Below are 24,229 nucleotides of genomic sequence, written 5' to 3' on the forward strand. Positions count from 1 at the left end.
GTTGTCGTTGTCGTTGTCGGGGCAGCTCAGCGGGGCAGACGCATCGCCATGGTAGGCGCCTCGGACATCACCGAGTCGGGGTTGTACGGTGCGCCGGCCGGCAGGTCGGCCGGGCGACCGATCTGGACGCCGGGGTAGAGCTCCACCATGTCGCCGGCACCGAGGACCCGGGACTCCTGCGGTGGCAGGGGAATCCGGTCCGCCTCCGCCATCGAGCCGGCCGGCCGGATGCCGGAGCCGTTGGTGCTCACGTCGATGGCGACGACGTCGGTGCCGCGTAGCTCGAACCGGAGGTGAGTGCGACTGATCCACCGGCGCGCCTCGTCGTTGAGCCACTGGCCGAGCGTGATTCCGCTGGAGCCCTCCGGTGCCCGGCCGACCGTCACCGGCTGCTCCTCGGTGAGCACGAAACGGCGCCGGATCAGGCCGCCGACACGTACCGCGAGGACCTGGCTTCGCGGCCGAGGTCCGGCGTCGCGGAGGCGGGTGCCGTGCCGGGGACAGGTCGGTACGCCGTTACGCAGGGACGGTGGCGGCTGGCCGGTCGGCGCGCGGTCCACCCGGGCCAGGTCGGCGAAGGCGCCACCGCCCCCACCACCGCCGAACAGGTTGCAGCCCGATTCCGGGCAACGCCACTCCCGGGCGAGCAGTTTCGCCGCAGCCGGCGACGGCGGCCCGGACGCCGGGCTGTGACCACCACCGACGTGGGCGATGAAGACCGGCCCGCCCGCACCGGGTACCGGCGCGACCACCCGGCCGGGCTGCTCGGCCAGCCACGGGAAACGCCCACGCAGACCGTCGAAGCGAACCCGGCTGAGCACCGGCAGGCCGAGCAGGTCGGCGACCTCCAGCATCCGGTCGCCCGGGTTGTCCAGCACCTCGACCAGGCCGTCGTCGGCCCAGCGACGCACCACCATACGTTCGTTTGAAGTCAGATCGGCGTCGGAGAGCACGCCACGGTGCACCACCGCGTAGACCGGCACGCTGTCCTCTTCCAGGCTGCGCGCCAGCGCGTCGATGACCATGCCGAGGCGCAGCGTGCTGGCCGGCCGGCCGCCGTCGAGGTCCTGGTACCGGATGATCTCCGCCAGGTCGATCACCGCCCGGACCAACTGTGGGTCGGTGCAGACCCGCCCCTCGATGGCATCCAGCACCTTGCTGATTTCGAACCTCATCGGCCGCCCCCCACGATCTCGTCGATTCGCCGGGCCAGCTCGAAGTCGCGCCGCGTGACACCGCCGGCCGAGTGGGTCACGCAGCGAAAGGTCACCGTACGCCACCGGATGTCGATGTCCGGGTGGTGATCCAGCTCCTCGGCGATCGCGGCGACCCGGTCGACCACCTCGATGGCGTCCGGGAAACTGGCCAGCTCCACCGTGCGGGTGATCGCCGCGGGGTCTCCCGACCAGCCCGTCAGCTCACCCAGCTCGTCTCGCACCGCCTCGGCGGTGAGCACCTCTGCCATGGCCAGACCCTACCGGTGAGCTTCGCAGGCCACCGCGCCCGGCAGCGCCGGTGGCCCACGGACCGGCAACGAAGGCCAAGCCGGACGTCAGCGCGGGCCGACCCGCCGAGCGGGTCGGCCCCTGACGGCAACGCGGGCCACGCCGGACCGCAACGCGGCCACGCCGGACCACAACGCGGCCACGCCGGACATCAGCGCGGCCACGCCGGACATCAGCGCGGCCACGCCGGACATCAGCGCGGCCACGCCGGACATCAGCGCGGCCACGCCGGACATCAGCGCGGGCCGACCCGCCGGGCGGGTCGGCCCGCGACGTCGGTCAGCTCATCCGGGTCACCGCATTGCGCAGCCGGGCCAGATCGCGGCGGCGCCGCTCGTAGGTGGCCGCCAGGCCGATCAGCGCCAACCCGGCGGCACCGAGGTAGATCCACCGGGGCATTAGGTCCCAGCTGCGTACCACCTCGTGCAGGGCGAGCAGGGCAAGCGTCCCGCCGCCCAGCACCACCGGTGCCTGCCAGCGACGGACTGCGCCGAGCAGCGTAGCGGCGAGGGCAGCGGCACCGAGCAACAGCCGCCGCCACGGCTGGGGGTCGCTGCCGACCAGCACGGCGGCCAGGCTGGGCAGCAGCAGGGCGGCCAGGCCGGGCCCGAGCGCCAGCCAGCTGTTCAGACCCGGCCGGGTGCGCAACGCCAGCGCGCCAGCGACCAGCGCCAGCACGGCCAGCGGCACGGTGTACGACTCCAGCACCGTCACCCCGCCGGCCCGCAGCAGCAGCCAGGTCGCGAGCAGCTCGCTACCCCCCGCTATGCCGGCGAAGGTCCACCGTCGCCCGGCCGACTCGCCCCGCCGCAGCAGCCGTACGCCGACCGCAGCGCCCCAGAGCACGCAGACCGTCGCGCCGTGCCGCGCCGAGCCCAGGGTGAGCAGCAGCGCGAGCAGCGCCACCGCCTGCGCGGCGGCGTCCAGCACCCGGCTCACCTGCGGCACCGACGCCACGCCCCGCACCGCACCGGCGGGCCCGGCCACCCACGGCCCGCCGGGCCCGACCATTCCGGCGGACGCGGCGGACGCGGCGGGGGCGGATGCGGCGGACGCGGCGGACGCGGCGGACGCGGCGGACGCGGCGGGGGCGACGGGGGCGACGGGGGCGACGGGGGCGACGGGGGCGGATGCGCCAGTTCCGGCGGGCGCGGCGAATGCGGCGGGTGCGCCAGTTCCGGCGGACGCGGCCACCTGCGGTCCGCCAGGTCCGCCGGGTCCGCCAGGGGCAGCGGACGTGGCAGAGCCGGCGGGCCCGCCAGTTCCGGCGGGCGCAGCGGACGCGGCCACCTGCGGGGCGGGGCGCCAGCGCTCGGGTGCCACGGCGGCGAGCGCCAGGGCGAGGGCGGCCACACCGAGCACCGCGAACGCGGCCATCCGCAGCGGCAGCCCGCCGGCCAGCGGAGCGACGATCGCGAACGCCGTCGCCGTGCTGATGGTGACCAGCCAGCCGAGCAGGCGTACCCCGGGCTGCCGCGCGGCCACCGCGATGCTGGCGGCGGCCACCACCAGCAGGCCCAGCCCGGCGAGGGTGCCCGCCCGGGTGGCCTGGAGGTTGAGCAGCCCCGACCCGGTCAGCACCAGTCCCAGCGGCACAGCGACCGCGAGGAACGGACCGCGCGGGGTGGCCAACGCGGTGGTCAGCAGCAGCGCCACGCCGCCGAGCAGCGCCGTCGCCGGCACCACCGGCCAAGGCGCTCCCCCAGCGGTCAGCAGCACCTGCCCGGCAGCCGCCACGAACGGCAGCACCATCGCCGCCACCCGCCATCGGTCGATGTTAAAAGGGGACCCTTCCTCTACCGGAGGCGTTAATAGGGGGCCCTTCCTTGCAGCAAGTGCTGCGGCGAGGGCCAGGATCGCCAGGGCCAGGCCGGGCGGGAAGGCGTTCTGGAGCGGCTCGGCGTCCGGGACGCCCGCCCACACGGCAGGCGGCGGGCCGTACGGCGCCACCAGGGCAAGCACGGTCACCGGGACGGCCGCCAGCACCGCCACGACGGCCAGGCCCAGCCCGGCCACTGACAACGCGCCCGCCTCGCGGGTCCGGAACCAGGCCAGCGCGACAAGCAACGCCGCCACTGCCGCGTAGACCGACACCGGTTCCTCGGCTGGTACGGCGACCGGCGCGAGACCGGTCAGGACGGCGGTCACGGCGAGGCCCACCGTGGCGTACGTCCGCAGCTCGGACCAGTGTCGACGGAGCGTGAGCAGCGCGACCGCCGGCAACGCGACGGCGGCCAGCGCGGCGCGGGACTGCCACCACGGCGGGGCGCCGGCACCGATCAGTGCGATCGCCGCACCGGCCGGCACCACGAGCACCGCCGCGAGCAGGCCGTACCCGGCGACCCTCCGCTGCACCGGTCCGCCGTGCCGGCCGATGGTGGCCGCGACGAGACCGGCGGCCAGGATCACCGCGCAGGCCGCGCCCGCCCCGGCCGGACCTGCCAGGCCGACCAGCAGCCCGTGCCCGAGCAGCACGGTACCGGCCAGCGCCGCCGTCAAGGCGGTGGCTCCCAGGCCACCGAGCGGGCCGCTGCGGCGACCAGCAGCGCCGCCCCGACCGCCAGGTCGATGGCGACCACGGCCGGCCAGGGCGCGGCCCAGGCCGCCGGCGCGGCCAGCGCGGTCGCGGCGGCGCCGGCCGCCGCGATCGCCGGCCGGGCGGCCCGGGGCAGCAACCAGGCCACCGCGAGCGAGATCAGGGCCACCGCCACCGGCAACTGCCAGCCCCAGGCGTAGGCCGGTCCCGCCGTGGCCCCCGCCACGGCGGGACCGACCGGCCCACGGCGGCGCCGGCCAGCACCACCGCCACCACGGTGGTCAGCGTCGCGGTACCGCCGGCCACCAGCAGCGCACCGATCCGGGGGCCGGGTCGCCAGCCGGCCGGCAGCAGCCGTACGGCACCGGCCAGCGCCGCCACCACCAGCGCCGCCACCACCAGCAGCACGGACGAGCGCAGCTCCGCCACCGGCCGCAGCAGCGCGCCGGCCAGGACCGGCACCAGCACGCCCGCCGTCAGCGCCCGCACCGTCCCGTCGCCCAGCAGCAGCGCCGTGGCGAACGCGGTAAGCGCCACCAGCAGCATCGGCCCACCGGCCAGCAGCGGTATGCCGCCCGCCCGGCCGACAAGCAGCGGCACCAGCGCACAACCGCCGGCCAGCAGCAGCGCACCGGCGTACCCGAGCCCGGCGACCACCTGCCCGCCGAGCAGCACCCCCGGGGTCGTCGCGGCCCCCTCGCCCGCGACGTGTTCCGGCCGGCGCCGCAGTAGGACGAACACGGCCAGGTCGAGCAGCGCCACCGCGACGAAGACCACGGCCCAGCCCGCCGGCTCGGGTCGCGCCTCGGCGGCGAGCAGCGGCAGCACCGGCTGTGCGCCGATCAACGCGGCGAACCACGGCACCGTCAACCGGCTGAGCCGGGCGTACCCGACCGCGACGGCCACGCTGATCACCGCGACCAGTGCGGCGTACCGACTGCCCGGCCAACCGGTCACCCCGAACAGGTCCACCGCCCAGACGGCGTACCCGTCGAGCAGCACGAGCAGCAGCCCCACCGCGGCGAACGTCTCGGCGGTGCCGCGCAGCCCGCGCCAACGCGCGACCAGCGGCACGGCGAGCAGCAGCGCGGTGAATGCCAGCAGAATCAACGCCCGGCCGGTGATCCCGACCGAGGACCAGGCGACCGCCGTGAAAACCGTCGCCGCCGTACCCAGCAGCAGTCCACCCAGGACGAAGAGCAGCCACTGGACGGCGCGGGACGAGGTCTCGGCCCCACCCGGCCGGCTCGCCGGCAACGCCGGCCCCGGCCGCCACCCGCCGACCGGCGCAGCGAACGGGCCGGCGGCGACCGGGCGAGTGGGGACCGGGCCGGCCGCGACCGGGCGAGTGGGGACCGGGCCGGCCGCGACCGGGCGAGTGGGGACCGGGCCGGCCGCGACCGGGCGAGTGGGGACCGGGCCGGCCGCGACCGGGCGAGTGGGGACCGGGCCGGCCGCGACCGGGCGAGTGGGGACCGGGCCGGCGGCGACCGGGAACTCGGCCCGTACCGTGGCGGCCAGTTCGTTGCGTCGGCGCCGGATCGCGGCCAGCCGCCCGGCCAGGCCCTCGTACGCCTGACGGGCCCGGGTCACTTCGCCATCGAGTACGACGATCTCCCGATCCAGCCGGATGACCTCGGCGGCTGCGGGATGCGGTGGCCGGCCACAGCCGGTGCAACCGGAGTCGAGGAGCGCTCGTGCACCGCATGCCGGGCAGGGATAGGCGTTGTCCACGCGATCATATTGGTCGGGTCGGAATGCGCACGCCAGAGTGTGCGTACTCAGCCGATCGGTGTAATCACGGCCGCACTGAGCGTGCTAGCGATTCTCTTCGATCCACCGGTCGATCCGGCTCCACCACTCGTAGAGCCAGTCGATGCGTTGCTGCCGTCCGGTCGGGATCTCCTCCGGGGGCACCGACCAGAACCGCATCACGAGCCGCTTGTCCATCGGCAGTTCCCGCCACACGTCGGCGACGGTGAGCATCCGGTCCAGGCCGGTGTGGGCCACGAAGATCACTCCGGCGTCCGGCGCGGCGTCCAGCGCGGCCAGCACCCCGCCGGGCTGCGGGGCGATCACGTGCTGCATGGCCTCGGCCTTCACCGCCATCCGCTCGTGCCCCCGGTCGCGCAGCCGGTCGATGGCGCGCAACCGCCGCCGGGGGGTGAAGTTGCCACCCTCGGGAAAGATCACGAGGGCGTCGTCGTCGTCAAGCCCGGTGGCCAGGTGCCCGACCTGCTCGGTGAGCGAGTCGGGGCTGTGCTGACCCGGCGCGATGAAGCGGCTCGGCAGCCGGTTGAGCAGCACGTCGATCGCGGGGTCCCACTGGAGGGTGTCCTTGAGCACGATCCGTGGCTCGCGACGGAACCAGTTCACCAGAGAGTGGATCAGGATGAACGAGTCGCCCGGACCGGCGTGCCGGCAGAGCACCAACTCGGGCCGACCGGGCATGGCGGTGTCCGGGTCGGTGCCGACCACCTCGATGCTGAGTCGCAGCGTCCAGCGGGCCTGCCAGAACATCACCCGGAGGAACCAGCCCGCCAGCACGTAGTGGGCACGTTGGAAGGCCGGCGAACGGACCCGCCAGCCGAACCCGGCGGCGACCCAGAGCCCGAACAGGCAGAGCAGCGCCGCCGCGTCCCAGATCAGGTAGAACAGGCCGATCCACAACAGCCGCAGGGGCCGCAACCGCCCCGGGACGAACGGGGACACGAGCAGCGCCAGCAACGCCCAGATCGGCACCGTGGTCACCAGCAGGAGCACCAGCAGCACCACACCGGGTGCCAGCAGCAGACGACGGAGCCAGCGGGGCGGCAGCGGCATCAGCGTTCCAGGTTGGCCAGGTAGTGCCGGGAGGCCGCGTAGGCCCGGCTGATCCGCCGCCCCACCGCTGCCATGTCCCGGTACGCCCAAGGCGTGTCGTCGCGCGGCTCCAGCCCACCGGTGGGCAGCACGTGCACCTCCACCCCTTCGGGCAGCGCGGCCATCTCCCGGGCGAACCGGTGCCGGCGGGCGATCTCGAACGCGACCTGGGCGATCTCCCAGGGTCGCCGGGGCGGAGTCAGCGCCCGCTCGATCCGCCCCACCTGGAGTACGAAGATCCGGCCGGCGCCGGCCGCCACCGCCTCCCCGATGGGGATGGAGTTGACGATCCCGCCGTCGAGGTAGTGCTGGTCACCGATGCGTGCCGGCGGCAGCAGACCCGGCACGGAGGCGGACGCCAGTACGGCGGGCACCACCGGCCCGCTGACGAACCAGTGTTCCGCCGCTCGTTCGATGTTCGCCGCGCAGCAGCGGAAGGGGATCTTCAGGTCGGCGAAGGTGGTTTCCGCGCCCAGTTCGCTCTCCAGCAGTTTGCGCAGCGGCCGGGGTGAGTGCAGGTGGGTACGGGCGGCGAAGCGGCGCAGTTGCCGGGCCACCGAGTCGCCGTACACCTCGCTCGCCTCGGGCGAGGCCCAGAGTCGTACCAGCCGGTCGGTGACCGCCTCGGTCGGGTCGGCGGCGACCAGGGCGCCGTTGACCGCGCCGATCGACGTGCCGAGCACCAGGTCGGGCCGGATCCCGGCGCGGAACAGGGCCCGCAGCATGCCCACCTCGACCGCGCCGAGGACGCCGCCGCCCCCGAGCACGAACGCCACCGGTCCCCGCGCCATGCCGTCAATCCTGGCACGCCCCGCCGACGCGCGGTCATCCCGATCCACCTGCGCTCCGCTCCACCGTCACCGGGACTCGCGCAGGGTAACCCTGCCGAGCGCGCTCACGTACCGGCCGTGTCGTGCCCCGCACCGATGGCTGGCGATGCGTTGACAGCGGAGCAACATTCGCGCAACCTGATACCGCTACCACCTATGAGGCAGGTGCGATCCGTGAAGCCAGCACTGCAGCCCGGCCGGTTGCTGGCCACCAGATACCGGCTGATCAACCAGATCGGTGCCGGTGGCATGTCGGTGATCTGGCGAGCCCACGACGAGGTGCTCGACCGGGTGGTCGCACTGAAGGTGCTCGCCCCCTCACTTGCCGCCGACGCCCGGTTCCGGGACATGGTCCGCGAGGAGGCCCGGGCCGCCGCCCAGCTCGTCCACCCGCACGTGACGTCGGTCCACGACTACGGCGAGACCGTCTCACCGGACGGCTCCATCACCTCGTTCGTGGTGATGGAACTGCTCTCCGGCGAGGAGTTGGAGTTCCGGCTCACCGAGGGACCGCTGCCCTGGCCCGAGGCGGTGGAGATCAGCGCCCAGGTCGCCGACGCGCTCGCCAGCGCGCACCGGCTCGGCATCGTGCACCGCGACATCACCACGGCCAACGTGATGATGACCCAGGTCGGTGCCAAGGTGCTCGACTTCGGCATCGCCACCCGGATCGGCACCCCGGACGACGACGAGGACGGTGCCACCTTCGGCACCCCGGCGTACGTGGCTCCGGAGCGGCTCGACGGGGCACCGGCCCAGCCGGCGACCGACGTCTACTCGCTAGGCGTGCTGCTGCACGAGACGCTTACCGGCCGGGTGCCGTACCCGGCGGACACCTGGGAGGAACTCAGCGTCGCGTTGACTGAGGGTGCGCCGCCCACGCTCTCCGGCGTGCCGGGCCTGCCGCCCGCGGTGGCCGAGATCTGCCTGCGCTGCCTGTCCCGCGACCCGGCCGACCGGCCCACCGCCCGGCAGGTGGCGACCGTGCTCCGCGACCAGCTGCTGCCCGCCGATCCGCAGGCCAGCACGATGCTTGCCCCCACCGTGACGCTTCCTGCGGTCGAGCCGCCCCGAGAAGCCCCGGAGGAGGCACCACCGGCCGTTCCCGAGGTCGCGGGTATCGCGGTCGGCCCCGCCGCCCTCGGCTCACCGGGCGCACCCGACCAGCCGGCACGCGCACCCGACCAGCCGGCACGCGCACCCGACCAGCCGGCACGCGCACCCGACCAGCCGGCACGCGACCCCGTCGGCAGTGTCCGACCTGGCGGAGCGGCCCGGCTGCTGCGGCCCGCGCTTCTGGTGCCGGTGGCGGCGACGGCGCTGGTCGCCGTGGCACTGGCAATTGTGGCGCTGCTGCCGGAGGAGCACGAGCCACCCGCCGCGCTGCCCAGCAACGGGCCGACCGCGCAGGTCGAACCGACGCCACCGGAGGACACCGCAAGTCCCCAGCCACCGGTCACGCCCTCGACCACTGCGGCGCCACAGCCGAGGCCGTCTGTCACGCCCTCCGAGCCGGGCGGGACGGACACCCTGGTCGAGGCGGCGAATCGGCTCGAGACGGTGATCAGCTCCGGTCTCGCCGACGGCGGCATCCGCGAGGACGTCGGCCTCGACCTGCGCAACGAGCTACGCAACCTGACCCGGGCGGTGACCGGCGGCGAGGGCGAGTTGGGGCCGGGCGTCGCCCGGCTGCGCGAGAAGGTCTCCACCCGGCTGGGCGAGCAGGCACTGAGCCCGGCGTACGCCCAGGAACTGGATGCGGCCATCGCCGCGCTGGGCGCCGCGCAGACCTGATCCGGGCCGGTCAGCCCGGCGTGCTGCGCTCGGCTTCCTCCGGTCAGCCCGGCGTGCTGCGCACGGGTTCCCGCGCCACACCGCCGGACGGCGTGGCGGCGAGGAACCGTCGGTACACCGCCTCGTAACCGGCCGCCATCCGCTCGGTGGAGAAGGTCCGTGCGACGTGCGCCACGCACTCCGCCGGGTCGAGATCGGGTGCGTCGCGCAGTGCCGCCGGCAGTTCCTGCGCCGTGGCACAGACGATCCCGGTGACGCCCGGCCGGACCAGTTCCGGCACCGCTCCCCGGCTCAGCGCCACCACCGGCGTACCGGTGGCCATCGCCTCCAGCATCACGATCCCGAACGGCTCCTCCCACTGGATCGGCATGATCAGGCAGCGCGCCTCGATCAGCAGCCGGAGCACCGCCTCCCGGTCGGCGTCGAGCACCACCGTGACATCCGGGCCGAGCAGCGGTCGCACCACCTCGTCGTAGTAGCGCCGCTCGGCGGGTTCGTTGCACTTGCCGGCCAGCACCAGCGGCAGGCCGGCGGCGCGGCAGGCCCGGATGGCCAACTCCGGTCCCTTGTCCGGGCTGAACCGGGCCAGCCACAACACCGGGCCGTGACTGGGTTCGCTCTTGCGCGGAAAGGCGTCGGTCTCCATCGCGTTGTGCACGGTGCCGACCCACGGCAGCCGAGGGTTCAGCCGGCGTTGCGCGTGCGAGATGGCCACCAGGCCGACGCCCCGGTCGGTGTCGCCGAGCACGGTGCCGTACTCACCCACCGGGTTGCCGTGCACGGTTGCCACCGTCGGCACCGCCCGCCGGCCGGCCACCAGCGGGCCGACCGTGGTGTGATCGTGCACCAGGTCGAAGTCGGCCGCGCTGAGCAGTTGGTTCACCCGGGCCAGGAGGGCCAGTTCCGGCAGCGACTCGCCCAACCGGTCGTACTGGAGTTCGTCGAGCATGGCGAGGTAGTCGGCGGCGGTGCCGTGCGCGTCACCGGCACCCATCAGGGTCACCGCGTGGCCCCGCTCGATCAGGGCATCCACCAGGCCGGCGACCACCTGCTCCAGCCCTCCGTAGCCGGGCGGAGGCACCGACAGCCAGGGCGGCACCACCATCGCGATCCGCAACCGGTACGCACCCTCGGCGTGGTTGTCGGGCACGGCTCCTCCCCCCGTCGGTCGGTGGCGTCAGGTCCGGCAGGCGACGCCGCGCCGTGCCGGACCGGAGCGATTTCCCGGTGCCAGCCCCGGCAAACCGGACATCACGCGCGTCATTCAGCCGCCCACCAGCAGGTCGACTCGTACCGCGCACACCCCCTCGGCTGACCAGGCCACCCGTTCCGCCTGGTCGCGTTCCCACCAGGACCGCACCACCCCGCTCAGGACCACCGTGTCGCCCTCCACCTCGACCGTGACCCGTTCGGTGCCGATCCCGCGGAGCAGGGCGCGCTGCACGTCGCGACGGATCCGGTCGGCGTCGGCCGGAGCGGCGGGCGTGACCTCGACCAGGTTTGTCACCCCGCGTACGCCCCGCAACCGGCGTAGCTCCCGCTCGGCCGTACGCCGCTGCCAGCCGAACTCCACCTCGCCCCGCAGCATCAGCCAACCGTTCGAGACGGTCAGGTCGAGCCGCTCGGCTGGCACGAAGCTGTTCCACTCAAGCGCCCGGCTGGCCGCGAGAGCCAGCGCGTCGTCGGTGATGTCGACCGGCCCGATCGGGCGTACCTCGATGTCGTCGGCGACCGCCCGCACCCCGCGGATCCGCTGGGCGACCCGGACCGCGGCCCACCGGCGCGCGGCGCTGTCCACCTGACCGGTCAACGTCACCACGCCGCCGCCCACGGTGACCCCGATGTCGAGCGAGCGCACCTGGGCGTCCCAGGCGAGTTCGTCGAGCACGTCGCGCTGGATCCGGTCATCGGTCCGAGCCGCTGCCGTGGTGCTCATGGCTCTCCCATCCGCCGCACGAGGTCTGCACCGGTGAGGCTGCCGGCCGGACGGGTGAGCCCGGTTCACCCGCTGCGGGTGAACCGGGCTCAGGAGGAGGGCGGCAGGCAGCGCGGCCAACCCCCTTGGCCGCGCCGCCCGCCGCCCGGGAGGGAGGCAGGTCCTTGGGTTAGGACGCTTCGGCGAGCGTCACGGTTGCGTTCGCCTCGGACCCATTTCGTTGGAAGGTCACCTCGACCTGATCACCGACCTTGCCGGCCTGTACGGCACCGACGAGGTCGTTCGCGTCGTTGATCACCTTGTCGCCGAATCGGGTGACCACGTCGCCGCGTTGCAGGCCGGCCCGTTCGGCGGCGCTACCAGGGGTGACGTTGTCGATCCGGGCACCGCCGTCCGGCGCGTCGTTCACGCCCACGCCGAGCGACGGGTGGCTGACCTTCTCGCCCCGCTGGAGCTTGTCCGCGACGTCCTTGGCCTTGTTGCTCGGGATGGCGAAGCCCACGCCGATGTTGCCGGTGTTGCCCTGCCCGGCGGTGGCGATCGCGGTGTTGATCCCGATCACCTCGCCCCGGGTGTTGACCAGGGCGCCGCCCGAGTTGCCGGGATTGATCGGCGCATCGGTCTGAAGCAGGCCGGAGATCGAGCTGACCGCCTGGCCCGGCAACTGCTGCCCGCCACCGGCCTGGATGGTGCGGTCCCGGGCGCTGAGGATGCCCGCGGTGACCGAACCTTGCAGACCGAGCGGGCTGCCCAGCGCGAGCACCTGGTCGCCGACCTGCATCGCATCGCTGTCACCGAAGGTGGCCGGCTTGAGGTCGCGTACCCCGCTGGCCTTCAACACCGCGAGGTCGGTCTTCGGGTCGGTGCCGCGGACCTCCGCCTGGGCGTTTGTGCCGTCGGCGAAGAACACCCGGACGTTGCCCCCGTCCGCACCGGCGATCACATGGTTGTTTGTCAACACGAAGCCGTCGTCGGTGAGCACCACCCCGGAGCCCTCGCCGCTGCCGGTGCTGATCGAGACGACGCTGTCCTGCACCGAGGCGGCGATGCGGGGCAGGTCGGCGCTGTCGATGACCGGTGCGGCGGAGTAGGTGCGGGTGATCCCGCCGCCGTCGTTCAACGCCAGGGCGAGCGACCCGCCGGCGACGCCGCTGCCGAGCATCAGCGCGAACACCGCCACGCCGGCGCCGACGAACTTGGCGACCCGGCCCGGCCGTACGCCGCCCGACGGCGTCGGCGACCACGGTGCCGGCTGTCCGGGGTAACCACCGCTCGTACCGCCCGGATAGCCGGCGGTCGAGCCGCCCGGATAGCTGCCCGGGTAGCCGCTGGCCGAGCCCGCCGGATAGCCGCTGGCCGAGCCCGCCGGGTAGCCGCTGGCCGAGCCGGTCGAGTAGCCGTGCTGCCCCGGATAGCCCGGGTGCCCGCCGGTCGGCTGGGCGCTGCTGCCGCTCCAGCTGGACTGGCCGGAGTACCAGGGGCTGCCCGGGTAGGGCGGGGCGGAACCGGGCTGGGTGCTCTGGTGCGGGTACTGGCCGGTCGGCGCCCAGGCGGGCTGTCCGGAGACCGGCGGGGTCGAGGCCAGCTGGCCGGTGGTGGGCGCGGCCGGCTGGCCGGTGGTGGGCGCGGCCGGCAGAGTCGGCTCGCCGTCGGATCCCACGGAGCCGGACGGCGTCTCGACGGCACGGACCGGGACGGTTCGTGCCTCGGCGGTCGAATCGTCCGCCGGTACGGATGAGGAGTCGGACCGCGCGTGCTCGGCGCGGGACAGCTCGGAGTGCGACGGCTCGGCGTCGGTGTGTGCCGGCCGGCGCGGGTCGGACTCGTACTCGGTCATGGCCCTACCCTCTCCCATCGCTCTGCGATCCGCCTTAGCCTGGCCTGAGGATTCGCTGAAAGTCACTGCTGGTCGGCGTCCGCGTCCGGGGCGAGCGGCAACCGGACCCGGAAGGTGGCTCCCCCGCCCGGGGTCTCGGTCACCTCGACGGTGCCCTGGTGCACTGTCACCAGCGCGGCGACGATGGCCAGACCGAGGCCGGTGCCGGTGTTCCCGCCCAGCCGACGGGTGCGCGAGGCGTCCGCCCGGTAGAAGCGCTCGAAGACCCGTTCCGCCTGCTCTCCGGTGAGCCCGGGACCGGTGTCGGCCACCTCGATCACTGCCAGGTTGTCCGGTTCGGTACGCAGCCGCAGCGTGACCGCCGCCTCGGGTGGGGTGTGCCGCAGCGCGTTGGTCATCAGGTTGCCGATCACCTGTCGCAGCCGCGCGTCGTCGCCGCGTACCACGAGCGGCCCGGAACCGGACTCGATCTCCAACTCGATCCGCCGGTCCGGTGCCATCGCCCGGGCGGCCTCCATCGCGTCGGCGGCCAGCACCGGCAACTCCACCGGGGCGAGCGAGAGCGGCCGCTCCCGGTCCAGCCGGGCCAGCAGCAGCAGATCCTCCACCAGCAGACCCATCCGGGCCGCCTCGTCCTCGATCCGGCGCAGCAGGTCGGCGGTCTGCTCGGGATCCCGGGCGGCACCCTGCCGGTACAGCTCGGCGAAGCCGCGAATGGTGGTCAGCGGCGTCCGCAACTCGTGCGAGGCGTCCGCCACGAACTGCCGCATCCGCTCCTCGGAGCGGCGGGCCCGGGCCTCGGAGGCGCGGGCCGCTTCGGCGGCCTCGCGGGCGGCGGCCTCGGCGAAGCGGGCCGCGGACTCCGAGGCCGCGCGGGCGGTGAAGGCCATCTCGATCTGACTGAGCATCGCGTTCAGGGCCCGGGAGAGCCGCCCCAGCTCGGAGGTCGGACAGGGCTCACCGCCCTCCGGGTCGGGCACCCGCCGGCTCAGGTCGCCACCGGCGATGGCGGCGGCGGTACGTTCGATCTCGACAAGCGGCTTGAGGCTGGTCCGCACGATCGCCGCGCCGACCGAGGCGAGCAGGATCAGCACCGCCCCGCCCACCAGCACATCGATCCAGACCAGCCGGGTGACGGCCCGGTCGACGTCGGTCAGGTGCTGGCCGATCGCCACCCACTGCCCGTTGGGCAGCTCGGTGTAGAGCATCTGCCAGCGCACCTCGCTGCCCCGGGACTTGGTGGGGAATGGTTCACCGGCGAGGTTGGCGAACCCGGCCGCGTTCTCCGGCCAGGGCGGGAGGTCGGCTTCGCTGAACCGCCGGCTGTCGAAGCCAGTGTCCTCGACCGCGCCGGAGTCCCGGTTGGTGATCACCACCACGTAGTCGGTGGGCACGACGCTGTCGCTACGCAGCACGAGGGTGGCCCAGGGCCGGCTGTTCAACTCGTTCTCGAGCTGGTTGACCACGTCTGTCAACTCCGCATTCACCTGGTCGACCAGGTAGCTACGCAGGAAGAACGTGGTAAGCGAGCTGATCACCAGCAGCGCGGCGGCGACCAGGGCGAGGACTGCCGCGACCAGCTTGACGCGCAGCGGTACCGCGCGCAGCCGGGTCTTGCCCTGTTGTAACGCGTTCACGCCGCCGGCTTGCGCAGCACGTAACCGACGCCCCGGAGGGTGTGGATCAGCCGAGGCTCGGTGTTGTCGACCTTGCGTCGCAGGTACGAGATGTACGACTCGACGATGTTGTCGTCGCCCCGGAAGTCGTAGTTCCACACGTGGTCGAGGATCTGCGCCTTCGACAGCACCCGGTTGGCGTTGAGCATCAGGTAGCGCAGCAGCTTGAACTCGGTCGGCGAGAGCTGGACCCGCTGACCGGCCCGGTACACCTCGTGGGTCTCCTCGTCCAGTTCCAGGTCGGCGAAGGTGAGCCGGGCCGGCGTCTGCTCACCGGTGCTGGTGCGGCGCAGCACCGCCCGGATCCGGGCGGTCAGTTCCTCCAGGCTGAACGGCTTGGTGACGTAGTCGTCGCCGCCCAGGGTCAGGCCGCGGATCTTGTCGTCGGTGGCGTCCCGCGCGGTGAGGAAGACCACCGGGGTACGCGTGCCGCCCTCCCGCATCATCCGGATCACCTCGAAGCCGTCGAGGTCCGGCAGCATCACGTCGAGCACCACCAGGTCGGGTCGATGATCCCGGGCGGCGCTGAGCGCCGCCGAGCCGCTGGTGGCGGTGGCCACGTCGAAACCCGCGAAACGCAGGCTGGCGGAGAGCAGTTCGAGGATGTTGGGATCGTCCTCGACGACGAGCAGTCGCGCCTCGGTCTGGGTAGCGGCCATGCCGCCCATCATCCGCGCAATCGCTGCGCCACCGCTGGGCAGACCCTGAAAAAAGCCTGTGAGCGGGTGGCCCGTTCGGATCAGGCGGCCAACGGCAGCTCGGACACGTCGGCCGCAGCCGGCCGGGCCAACGGCAGCTCGGACACGTCGGCCGCAGCCGGCCGGGCCAACGGCCGAATCAGCGGGTGGACGGCCGCCTCGGCGACCCGGGCGAGCGCCCGGCGGTCGGCGCGACGGGACGGGTGCAGCGGCGCGGTGATCTCCACGGTGACCGTCAACTGCCGCAGGGCGAGCACCCGGCGCACCGACCGCAGCAGGGTCTCGTCGCCGAGGAAGGCCGGTGCCGTGGTGGACTCGCCGGTCACCGCGCAGCGGTAGCCGATCCGGATCGGTACCACCGGCGCCCCGGTGTCGATCGCGGCCTGGAACATCGCCGGCCGGAACCCGGGGCGAGGGCGGCAGGCGGCAGCTGTCTCACACCAGGTGGTGCCCTGCGGGAACACCGCCACGCAACGGCCCGCCCGCAGCGCCGCCGCCACCCGGCCCACCGTGGCCGGCAGCTGGCGGGGCCGGGTGCGGTCCACGAAGACCGTGCCGCCGGCGCGGGCGAGCAACCCCACCAGGGGCCATCGGCGCACCTCGTGCTTGGCCACCAGCCGGGCCGGCGCGACCGCAAGCAACGCGAGGATGTCCCACCAGGAGACGTGGTTGGCGACCAGCAGCGCACGCCGACGGGGCAGCCGGCCGCGCACCTTCAGACGTACGCCGCAGGCGCGGGCCGTGGCCCGGGCCCAGCCGCTCGTCAGCGTGCGCCGCTCACGGCTGGGCAGCACGGGGAGCACGGCGGCCACGCCGATGCCGAGCCCGAGCATGCCGAGCAGGGCGATGGCCCGGCCAAGTTGCTGGACCGCCGGCACCGTCGGGGTCTCGCCGGGGCGGGGCAGGCAGTCGGGGCCGCAGCCGGAGCTGGGCCGCCAGAGCGGGTGGGCCAGCGTGGTCACGGCTGCCCGCCGAGGAAGTGCCGCAGGTAACGGGGGTTGATCCGGTCCATGGAGAGCAGGACGTAGAAGTCGGCCACCCCGAAGTCCGGGTCGTACGCCGGCTCGCCGCAGATCCAGGCGCCGAGCCGGAGGTAGCCGCGGAGCAGCGGCGGGACCAGCTTGGTCGCCCCCGCGACCGTCTCGGTCGGCACACCCGGTTCGGCGAACCAGGGTCGCCGCGGCCGTACCCGCAGCGGCGGCGGCGCCAGATGCCGGGCCTGGGCCCACACCTCGGCGGCGGCCAGACCGCCGTCGGCAACCGGCACGGACGCGCAGCCGCCGAGCCAGCCCAGACCACGCAGATGCAGGTAGCGGGCGATGCCCGCCCACATCAGGTTGATCACCGCACCGGTGCGGTGGTCCGGGTGCACGCAGGAGCGGCCCGCCTCGACCAACTGGGCACGCAACGCATCGAGCGCGGCCAGCTCGAACTCGCCCTCGGCGTAGCGCCGGGTGGTCCGGCCGGGCGGGAGCAGGCGGTACGTGCCGACCACCTCACCGGTGCCTACCTGCCGCACCAGCAGGTGGTCGCAGTACGGGTCGAAGGCGTCCCGGTCGAGACCGGCCGGGTTCGGCGCCACGGTGGCGCTCAGTTCACCTGCGAACACCCGGTGACGCAGGCGTTGGGCCGCCTCGACCTGGCGCAGATCGTCGGCGATCGAGAGAACGTAGCCGCTTGTCGTCAGAGGAGCGCCGGCGGCGGGCAGAGCGGGCATGCGTTCTGTGTAGCGCCTGGCGGGTTGCCGGCCCTGGTGAGAAGCGATGTCGATCCGGTGAACGCCGGTCGGCGCCTGGTCGCCGACCCGCCCTCGGTGTGCGCGTCGCGGCCGTGCGAAGCTGCCGGGACGGTCGGCGACGGCCCCCGCCGCAGGAGGAGTCCGATGATCATCGAGGCACGGTTCAACGGCCCGTCCGGCTCGGGCAACGGCGGTTGGAGCGCCGGGGTCTTCGCCGAGGCGTACGGCGTCCCCGGTCCGGTCGAGGTGACGCTGCGCCGGCCACCACCGCTGGACACCGCGCTGGCGCTTGTCGACGGGCAGGTGCATGACCCGGCCGGTGCGGTGATCGCGCAACTACGGTCGACGGAACCGTTCGACGACGTGGTGCCACCGGTCGACCTGGCGACCGCACGGGCCGCCTCGGCGGCGTACCCCGGGCTGGTGGCGCATCCCTTTCCCGACTGCTACGTCTGCGGGCCCGGGCGTGCCGACGGGCTGCGGATCTTTCCCGGCCCACTGCCCGACGGCCGGACGGCAGCGCCGTTGAAGGCCCCGGAGCGGGTGAGCATCGCCACCGTCTGGGCCGCGCTGGACTGCCCCGGCGGCTGGGCGGTGCTCACGGCGGGCCGGCCGTACCTGCTCGGCCGGATCACCGCCCAGGTCGAGGCGCTCCCCCGTCCGGGTGACGAGTGCGTGGTGACCGGCGTGACGGTCGGCACCCAGGGACGCAAGGCGTCGGTACGCACCAGCCTGTACGCGCCGGACGGCAATCTGCTCGCCCGTGCCCACGCCACCTGGATCGCCCGGTAGGGCGATTCGTCGATCGGGTCGTACCTGGGGATGAGACGGCTCCTGCCTGCGACGGAGAGGGATCTCCGGAGCGCGCCCGATTGATTTGGTTGACCGCTAGCGTCACGCTGTGCAACGGCGCCTCCCGGCGCCACGGGAGGAGAATGATGTCCGACGGGCAGCCACGCCCCAACAATGACGCGCAGATCGTGGTATCCGGCCTGACCAAGCAGTACCGCAACGTGCTCGCGGTCAACAACCTGTCGTTCACGGTCGAACCGGGCCGGGTCACCGGCTTCCTCGGTCCGAACGGCGCGGGTAAGACCACCACGCTGCGCATGCTGCTGAACCTGGTCACGCCGACCGCCGGGGCGGCCACCATCGGCGGTCGCCGGTACCCGGATCTGGCCGATCCGCTGCGCCATGTCGGCGCGGTGCTGGAGGCGTCCAGCGCGCACAAGGGCCGCACCGGGATCAACCACCTGCGGGTGATCTGCGCGGCGGCCGGACTGCCCCGGGAGCGCGCCGACGAGGCGCTCGCCCTGGTCGGGCTGTCCCCGGCGGCCAAGCGCAAGTTCAAGGGATACTCGCTGGGCATGAAGCAGCGGCTCGGTATCGCCGCCGCGATGCTCGGCAATCCGCAGGTGCTCATCCTCGACGAGCCGGCCAACGGGCTCGACCCCGAGGGCATCCGGTGGATGCGTGGGTTCCTCAAGGGTCTCGCCGCCGAGGGCCGCACCGTGCTCGTCTCCAGCCACCTGCTGTCGGAGATGCAGCTGCTCGCCGACGACGTGGTGATCATCGCGGCCGGGCAGCTGGTCCGGCAGGGACCGGTCGATCAGGTGATCGGATCGATGGCGCAGGGCGCCCGGGTCCGGGTCCGCACCCCGCAGGCGGAGGCGCTTGCCGCCGCGCTGGCGGATGGCGCCGCCACCGTGGAGGCCGACGGTCAGGGCAACCTGCTGATCGCCGGGGTGGACGCGCCGGCGGTGGGCCGGGCCGCGCTGTCGGCCGGGGTGGAGCTGCACGAGCTGACCACCGAACGACCCGACCTGGAACGTGTGTTCCTGGAACTGACGGCCGGAAAGGCGGGCATTCGATGAGCAACCTGGTCCGCTCCGAACTGCTCAAGATCCGTACGACCAGCACCTGGTGGTGGCTGGCCATCGGGGCGTTCCTCTCGATCGCCATGGCCTTCCCGTTCAACGCCTGGCTGTTCAACGAGACGGTGAGCGGCGGCGGTGAGGAGTTCGGCGTCACCGGTGACGCGGCGTCCGCGCCCGCCCAGGCGGCGAACCTCTACACCTCGGGGCAGTACCTCGGGCTGATGTTCGTGATGCTCATCGGCATCCTGATGGTCACCAACGAGTTCTTCCACCAGACCGCGACCACGACCTTCCTGGCCACCCCGCGGCGCACCGCGGTGATCGTCAGCAAGCTCATCGCGGCCAGCCTGCTGGGCTTCGCGTTCTGGCTGGTCACCACGGTGATCGACCTCATCGGCGGGGCCGCCTTCCTGGCGCTCAACGATTACGGCACCCTGCTCGGTGAGTGGGAGGTCCAGCGGGCGCTGCTGCTCAACCTGATGGCGTACGCCATCTGGACCGTGCTCGGCGTCGGCATCGGCACGCTGATCACCAACCAGCTGGGTGCGGTGATCACCGCCTCCGTGCTCTACCTGATCGGCACGCAGGTGGTGGGCCTGCTCTTCCTGCTGCTGTCGAACTGGCTGGACAGCATGGCCGTGCTCAAGTGGCAGGTGATCTGGCCGGCGGCCGCGTCCCAGATCATGATCACCCCGGGCGAGAACGAGATGCTGCCGGCCTGGTGGGTCGGTGCGCTCGTGCTGGTCGGGTACGCCCTGGTCAGCGGCATCGTCGGCGTACTGATCACCAGGCGCCGCGACATCTCCTGACCCTGGCCGGCCCGGTGCGGGCCGAGTTGGCGACCGGCGGGCCCGGTTCACCGGTGACAACCGGCGGACCGGGCCCGTCTCGCCGTCACCGGCCCGATCTCTCCTAGCAGCAAGCAACGGAACACGCAGCGCTTACCAAACTTCTGGCATCTTCTGTGAATCCGACCACGGGGTGGAGGCGGAAATGCCGCAGGGATCGCTACGGCGTAGCCTTGGATCCGTCCTGTGCGCCCGTGCGGCGGCACCGGACACCGCGTGACACACAAACCCGCGTGAAAGAGGCGATTACCGGCCGTGTCGACCCAGCAGACTTCGCAGGAGAACCCACTGGCGGGTTTCGGCCCGAACGAGTGGGTCGTCGAGGAGATGTACCAGCGCTACCTCGCCGACCCCAGCAGCGTCGACCCGGCCTGGCACGACTTCTTCGCCGACTACCGGCCCGGGCCGGGCGCGGCCCGGACGACCGAGGGCGATGGTGCCGGCAAGCCGGCCCAGGCCACCCGCCCGCAGCCCGCCCCGGCCAAGACCGCAGCGGCCGCCAAACCCGAGCCGGCGCCGAAGAACGAGCCGGCGGCGAAGGCCGCCGCGCCGGCCAAGGCCGAGCCGCGCACCGCGCCGGCCCCGGCCAAGACCCAGCCGGCCAAGACCGGCGAGTCCGCCAAGGCCCGGCCGGCCAAGGCCGAACCGGCGAAGAGCACCCCGAGCGCTACCGGAGCGCAGACCACGCCGCTGCGCGGGGTGGCCGCCAAGATCGTGCAGAACATGGACGCCTCGCTCGCGGTGCCGACCGCCACAAGCGTGCGCGCCGTGCCGGCCAAGCTCCTGGTCGACAACCGGATCGTGATCAACAACCACCTCGCCCGGGGGCGCGGTGGCAAGGTGAGCTTCACCCACCTGATCGGCTACGCGCTGGTCCGGGCGCTCGCCGCGCACCCGGAGATGAACAACTCCTTCACCCAGGCCGACGGCAAGCCGGCGATGCTCCGCCCGGAGCACGTCAACCTGGGCATCGCCATCGACCTGGTCAAGTCCGACGGCAGCCGCAACCTGGTGGTGCCCTCCATCAAGGGCTGCGAGCGGATGGACTTCCGGCAGTTCTGGCAGGCGTACGAGGACGTCGTCCGGCGGGCCCGCCGCAACGAGCTGACCATGGAGGACTACTCCGGCACCACCATCTCGCTTACCAACCCGGGCGGCATCGGCACCGTGCACTCGATGCCCCGGCTGATGCAGGGCCAGAGCGCGATCATCGGCGTCGGCGCGATGGAGTACCCGGCGCCGTACCAGGGCATGAGCGAGGCCACCCTCGCCGAGCTGGCGGTCAGCAAGGTCATCACGCTGACCAGCACGTACGACCACCGGATCATCCAGGGCGCGCAGTCCGGCGAGTTCCTCAAGGCCATGCACGAGCTGCTCCTCGGCGAGCACGGCTTCTACGACCAGATCTTCACCTCGCTGCGCATCCCGTACGAGCCGGTGCGCTGGATGCGCGACGTCGCGGTTGACAGCGAAGGCCAGATCAACAAGACCGCGCGGGTGCACGAGCTGATCCACGCCTACCGGGTGCGCGGCCACCTGATGGCCGACACCGACCCGCTCGAGTTCAAGATCCGCAAGCACCCCGACCTGGACGTGCTCCAGCACGGGCTGACCCTGTGGGACCTGGACCGAACCTTCCCGGTGAACGGCTTCGCCGGCAAGCAGCGGATGAAGCTGCGCTCGATCCTGGGCGTGCTGCGCGACTCGTACTGCCGGCGGGTCGGCATCGAGTACATGCACATCCAGGACCCGGAGGAGCGCCGCTGGATCCAGGAACGGGTCGAGCGCAAGTACGAGAAGCCGCCGGCCGACGAGCAGAAGCACGTGCTCAACCGGCTCAACGCGGCGGAGGCCTTCGAAACCTTCCTGCAAACCAAGTACGTCGGCCAGAAGCGCTTCTCGCTTGAGGGCGGCGAGTCGCTGATCCCGCTGCTCGGCGAGGTGCTTGAGTCCTCCGCCGAGGCGGGGCTCGACGAGGTCGTCATCGGCATGGCGCACCGGGGCCGGCTCAACGTGCTGGCAAACATCGTGGGCAAGCCGTACGAGAAGATCTTCTCCGAGTTCGAGGGGCACCTGGACCCGCGCTCCACCCAGGGCTCGGGTGACGTGAAGTACCACCTCGGCCAGAACGGCAAGTTCACCACGCCCGACGGCGATCACGCGGTGAAGGTCTCGGTGGTGGCGAACCCGTCGCACCTGGAGGCGGTCGACCCGGTGCTGGAGGGCATCGTCCGGGCCAAGCAGGACCGGATCGACCTCAAGCTGGAGGGCTACACGGTGCTGCCGCTGCTGGTGCACGGCGACGCCGCCTTCGCCGGCCAGGGCGTGGTGGCCGAGACGCTCAACCTCTCCCAGCTGCGCGGCTACCGCACCGGCGGAACGGTGCACGTGGTGGTCAACAACCAGGTCGGCTTCACCACCGCCCCGGAGTACAGCCGCTCCAGCCTCTACAGCACCGACGTGGCCCGGATGATCCAGGCGCCGATCTTCCACGTCAACGGCGACGACCCGGAGGCCGTGGTCCGGGTGGCCCGGCTGGCCTTCGAGTACCGGCAGGCGTTCAACAAGGACGTCGTGATCGACCTGGTCTGCTACCGGCGGCGCGGACACAACGAGGGCGACGACCCGTCGATGTCCAACCCCCAGATGTACAAGATCATTGACTCGAAGCGGTCGGTCCGCAAGCTCTACACCGAGGAGCTGATCGGGCGGGGCGACATCACCGTGGAGGACGCCGAGGAGCTGCTGCGCGACTACCAGGCCCAGTTGGAGCGGGTGTTCAAGGCCACCCGGGACGCGGCCAGCGCGCCGCGCCAGCTGAGCCGGCCGGCCCGGCAGGATGAGCCGGAGCCGCAGGTGGAGACGGCCACCGACGCGTCGGTGGTGAAGGCCATCGGCGAGGCGCACGTCAACCTGCCCGAGGGCTTCACCCCGCACAAGCGGATCCAGCAGCTGCTCGACCGGCGGGCCCGGATGTCCGTCGAGGGCAACATCGACTGGGGCTTCGGCGAGATCATCGCCTTCGGTGCGCTGCTGCACGACGGAATCACTGTTCGGCTCGCCGGCCAGGACTCGCGGCGCGGCACCTTCGTGCAGCGGCACGCCTCGGTGGTCGACGCGGAGACCGGCGAGGACTACCTGCCGTTGCAGTCGCTGACCGGTGACGGCGAGCGGTCCCGCTTCTTCGTGCACGACTCGCTGCTCTCCGAGTACGCCGCGATGGGCTTCGAGTACGGCTACTCGGTGGAGAACCTCGACGCACTTGTCTGCTGGGAGGCGCAGTTCGGCGACTTCGTCAACGGCGCCCAGTCGGTGATCGACGAGTTCATCTCCTCCGGCGAGGTGAAGTGGGGTCAGCGTTCGGCGGTCACCCTGCTGCTGCCGCACGGTCACGAGGGGCAGGGCCCGGACCACACCTCCGGCCGCCCGGAGCGCTTCCTCCAGCTCTGTGCCGAGGACAACATGCGGGTGGCCATCCCGACCACCCCGGCGAACTACTTCCACCTGCTGCGCCGCCAGGCCCTCTCGCCGAAGCGCAAGCCGCTTGTGGTCTTCACGCCGAAGTCCCTGCTGCGGCACAAGCTCTGCGTCTCGTCGGTGGAGGACTTCACCACCGGCACCTTCGCGCCCGTGCTCGCCGACGGGGCCGCTCCGGCGCCGGAGCAGGTCAAGCGGGTGCTGCTCTGCTCGGGCAAGGTCTACTACGACCTGTTCCAGGCCCGCCAGGAGCGCGGCATCACGGACACCGCGATCGTCCGGCTGGAGCAGCTGTACCCGATGCCGGTCGAGGAGATCCGGGCCGCGCTCGCGCAGTACCCGAACGCCGAGGACTTCGCCTGGGTCCAGGAGGAGCCGGCCAACCAGGGTTCCTGGTCGTTCGTGGCGCTCAACCTGCTGGAGCACCTCGACGGGGTCCGGCTGCGCCGCATCTCCCGCCCGGCCGCCGCCGCCCCGGCCGTCGGCTCGGCGAAGATGCACGAGGTGGAGCAGACCGCCCTCATCGAGGCGGCGCTGCCCCGTCCGTAACCCGTACCGCCCCGCCCGCCTGCTCACCCGGTTCTGGTGAGCAGGCGGGCGGGCTCATGCAGAGCG

At 72.8% G+C, this 24,229-nt stretch carries 20 protein-coding genes; 5 read left to right on the forward strand and 15 right to left on the reverse strand.

The window, feature by feature from the left end:
• Positions 1-26: 26 nt before the first annotated feature.
• The 8 genes from QQG74_RS26595 to QQG74_RS26630 form a co-directional block, all read right to left on the reverse strand.
• Positions 27-1,175 (reverse strand): FHA domain-containing protein, encoded by a 1,149-nt coding sequence (locus QQG74_RS26595; RefSeq protein ID WP_341717427.1) that lies wholly within the window; start codon positions 1,173-1,175, stop codon positions 27-29.
• Positions 1,172-1,465 carry a 4a-hydroxytetrahydrobiopterin dehydratase gene (locus tag QQG74_RS26600; RefSeq protein WP_341717428.1) on the reverse strand — a complete coding sequence of 98 codons (294 nt, stop codon included), beginning with the start codon at positions 1,463-1,465 and terminating at the stop codon, positions 1,172-1,174. The genes QQG74_RS26595 and QQG74_RS26600 overlap by 4 nt, the downstream gene beginning before the upstream one ends.
• An 87-nt stretch (positions 1,466-1,552) precedes the next feature.
• On the reverse strand, positions 1,553-1,741 hold the full coding sequence (locus QQG74_RS26605; protein WP_341717429.1) for a hypothetical protein: 189 nt from the start codon (positions 1,739-1,741) through the stop codon (positions 1,553-1,555).
• A 43-nt stretch (positions 1,742-1,784) separates the two neighbouring features.
• Positions 1,785-4,004 carry a hypothetical protein gene (locus QQG74_RS26610; RefSeq protein WP_341717430.1) on the reverse strand — a complete coding sequence of 740 codons (2,220 nt, stop codon included), beginning with the start codon at positions 4,002-4,004 and terminating at the stop codon, positions 1,785-1,787.
• Positions 4,001-4,216: a hypothetical protein gene (locus QQG74_RS26615; RefSeq protein ID WP_341717431.1), complete on the reverse strand. Its 216-nt coding sequence runs from the start codon at positions 4,214-4,216 to the stop codon at positions 4,001-4,003. Before QQG74_RS26615 ends, QQG74_RS26610 begins: the two co-directional genes overlap by 4 nt.
• A complete protein-coding gene (locus QQG74_RS26620) occupies positions 4,201-5,775 on the reverse strand; it encodes a hypothetical protein (protein WP_341717432.1) in 1,575 nt (524 codons plus the stop codon). Before QQG74_RS26620 ends, QQG74_RS26615 begins: the two co-directional genes overlap by 16 nt.
• A gap of 84 nt (positions 5,776-5,859) precedes the next feature.
• Positions 5,860-6,864, reverse strand: a complete 1,005-nt coding sequence (locus tag QQG74_RS26625; protein WP_341717433.1) for a 1-acyl-sn-glycerol-3-phosphate acyltransferase — start codon at positions 6,862-6,864, stop codon at positions 5,860-5,862.
• Positions 6,864-7,694, reverse strand: coding sequence for a patatin-like phospholipase family protein (locus QQG74_RS26630; RefSeq protein ID WP_341717434.1), 831 nt, complete (start codon positions 7,692-7,694; stop codon positions 6,864-6,866). Before QQG74_RS26630 ends, QQG74_RS26625 begins: the two co-directional genes overlap by 1 nt.
• A 213-nt stretch (positions 7,695-7,907) precedes the next feature.
• On the opposite strand from QQG74_RS26630, the gene QQG74_RS26635 reads away from it, so the two are divergent.
• The gene (locus QQG74_RS26635) at positions 7,908-9,527 is read left to right on the forward strand and encodes a protein kinase (RefSeq protein WP_341717435.1); all 1,620 of its coding nucleotides are present in this window, start codon (positions 7,908-7,910) and stop codon (positions 9,525-9,527) included.
• A 43-nt stretch (positions 9,528-9,570) separates the two neighbouring features.
• On the opposite strand, the gene QQG74_RS26640 is transcribed toward QQG74_RS26635, so the two are convergent.
• The 7 genes from QQG74_RS26640 to QQG74_RS26670 all read right to left on the reverse strand — a co-directional run bounded on the left by QQG74_RS26640 (position 9,571) and on the right by QQG74_RS26670 (position 17,391).
• Positions 9,571-10,632: a glycosyltransferase family 4 protein gene (locus QQG74_RS26640; RefSeq protein WP_341721394.1), complete on the reverse strand. Its 1,062-nt coding sequence runs from the start codon at positions 10,630-10,632 to the stop codon at positions 9,571-9,573.
• A 159-nt stretch (positions 10,633-10,791) separates the two neighbouring features.
• A complete protein-coding gene (locus tag QQG74_RS26645) occupies positions 10,792-11,463 on the reverse strand; it encodes a BON domain-containing protein (RefSeq protein ID WP_341717436.1) in 672 nt (223 codons plus the stop codon).
• Positions 11,464-11,632: 169 nt separating this feature from the next.
• On the reverse strand, positions 11,633-13,300 hold the full coding sequence (locus QQG74_RS26650; protein ID WP_341717437.1) for a trypsin-like peptidase domain-containing protein: 1,668 nt from the start codon (positions 13,298-13,300) through the stop codon (positions 11,633-11,635).
• Positions 13,301-13,362: 62 nt separating this feature from the next.
• A complete protein-coding gene (locus QQG74_RS26655) occupies positions 13,363-14,937 on the reverse strand; it encodes a HAMP domain-containing sensor histidine kinase (RefSeq protein ID WP_341717438.1) in 1,575 nt (524 codons plus the stop codon).
• Complete coding sequence (locus QQG74_RS26660) at positions 14,934-15,635, reverse strand: response regulator transcription factor (RefSeq protein ID WP_341717439.1); 702 nt, start codon at positions 15,633-15,635, stop codon at positions 14,934-14,936. The genes QQG74_RS26655 and QQG74_RS26660 overlap by 4 nt, the downstream gene beginning before the upstream one ends.
• Before the next feature lie 80 nt (positions 15,636-15,715).
• Positions 15,716-16,636 carry a lysophospholipid acyltransferase family protein gene (locus tag QQG74_RS26665; protein ID WP_341717440.1) on the reverse strand — a complete coding sequence of 307 codons (921 nt, stop codon included), beginning with the start codon at positions 16,634-16,636 and terminating at the stop codon, positions 15,716-15,718.
• Positions 16,633-17,391 carry a GNAT family N-acyltransferase gene (locus tag QQG74_RS26670; RefSeq protein WP_341717441.1) on the reverse strand — a complete coding sequence of 253 codons (759 nt, stop codon included), beginning with the start codon at positions 17,389-17,391 and terminating at the stop codon, positions 16,633-16,635. Before QQG74_RS26670 ends, QQG74_RS26665 begins: the two co-directional genes overlap by 4 nt.
• A 165-nt stretch (positions 17,392-17,556) precedes the next feature.
• Here QQG74_RS26670 and QQG74_RS26675 point away from each other — a divergent pair, with 165 nt between their 5' ends.
• From QQG74_RS26675 to QQG74_RS26690, 4 genes are all read left to right on the forward strand, one after another.
• Positions 17,557-18,204 carry a hypothetical protein gene (locus QQG74_RS26675; RefSeq protein ID WP_341717442.1) on the forward strand — a complete coding sequence of 216 codons (648 nt, stop codon included), beginning with the start codon at positions 17,557-17,559 and terminating at the stop codon, positions 18,202-18,204.
• Positions 18,205-18,350: 146 nt separating this feature from the next.
• Positions 18,351-19,286, forward strand: a complete 936-nt coding sequence (locus QQG74_RS26680; protein ID WP_341721395.1) for an ATP-binding cassette domain-containing protein — start codon at positions 18,351-18,353, stop codon at positions 19,284-19,286.
• The gene (locus tag QQG74_RS26685; protein ID WP_341717443.1) at positions 19,283-20,098 is read left to right on the forward strand and encodes an ABC transporter permease; all 816 of its coding nucleotides are present in this window, start codon (positions 19,283-19,285) and stop codon (positions 20,096-20,098) included. Before QQG74_RS26680 ends, QQG74_RS26685 begins: the two co-directional genes overlap by 4 nt.
• 294 nt (positions 20,099-20,392) lie before the next feature.
• A complete protein-coding gene (locus tag QQG74_RS26690; protein ID WP_341717444.1) occupies positions 20,393-24,163 on the forward strand; it encodes a multifunctional oxoglutarate decarboxylase/oxoglutarate dehydrogenase thiamine pyrophosphate-binding subunit/dihydrolipoyllysine-residue succinyltransferase subunit in 3,771 nt (1,256 codons plus the stop codon).
• The last annotated feature ends 66 nt before the right edge of the window (positions 24,164-24,229 follow it).

Origin of the sequence: Micromonospora sp. FIMYZ51 (assembly GCF_038246755.1) — a bacterium.
In the GTDB taxonomy this organism is placed as follows: domain Bacteria; phylum Actinomycetota; class Actinomycetes; order Mycobacteriales; family Micromonosporaceae; genus Micromonospora.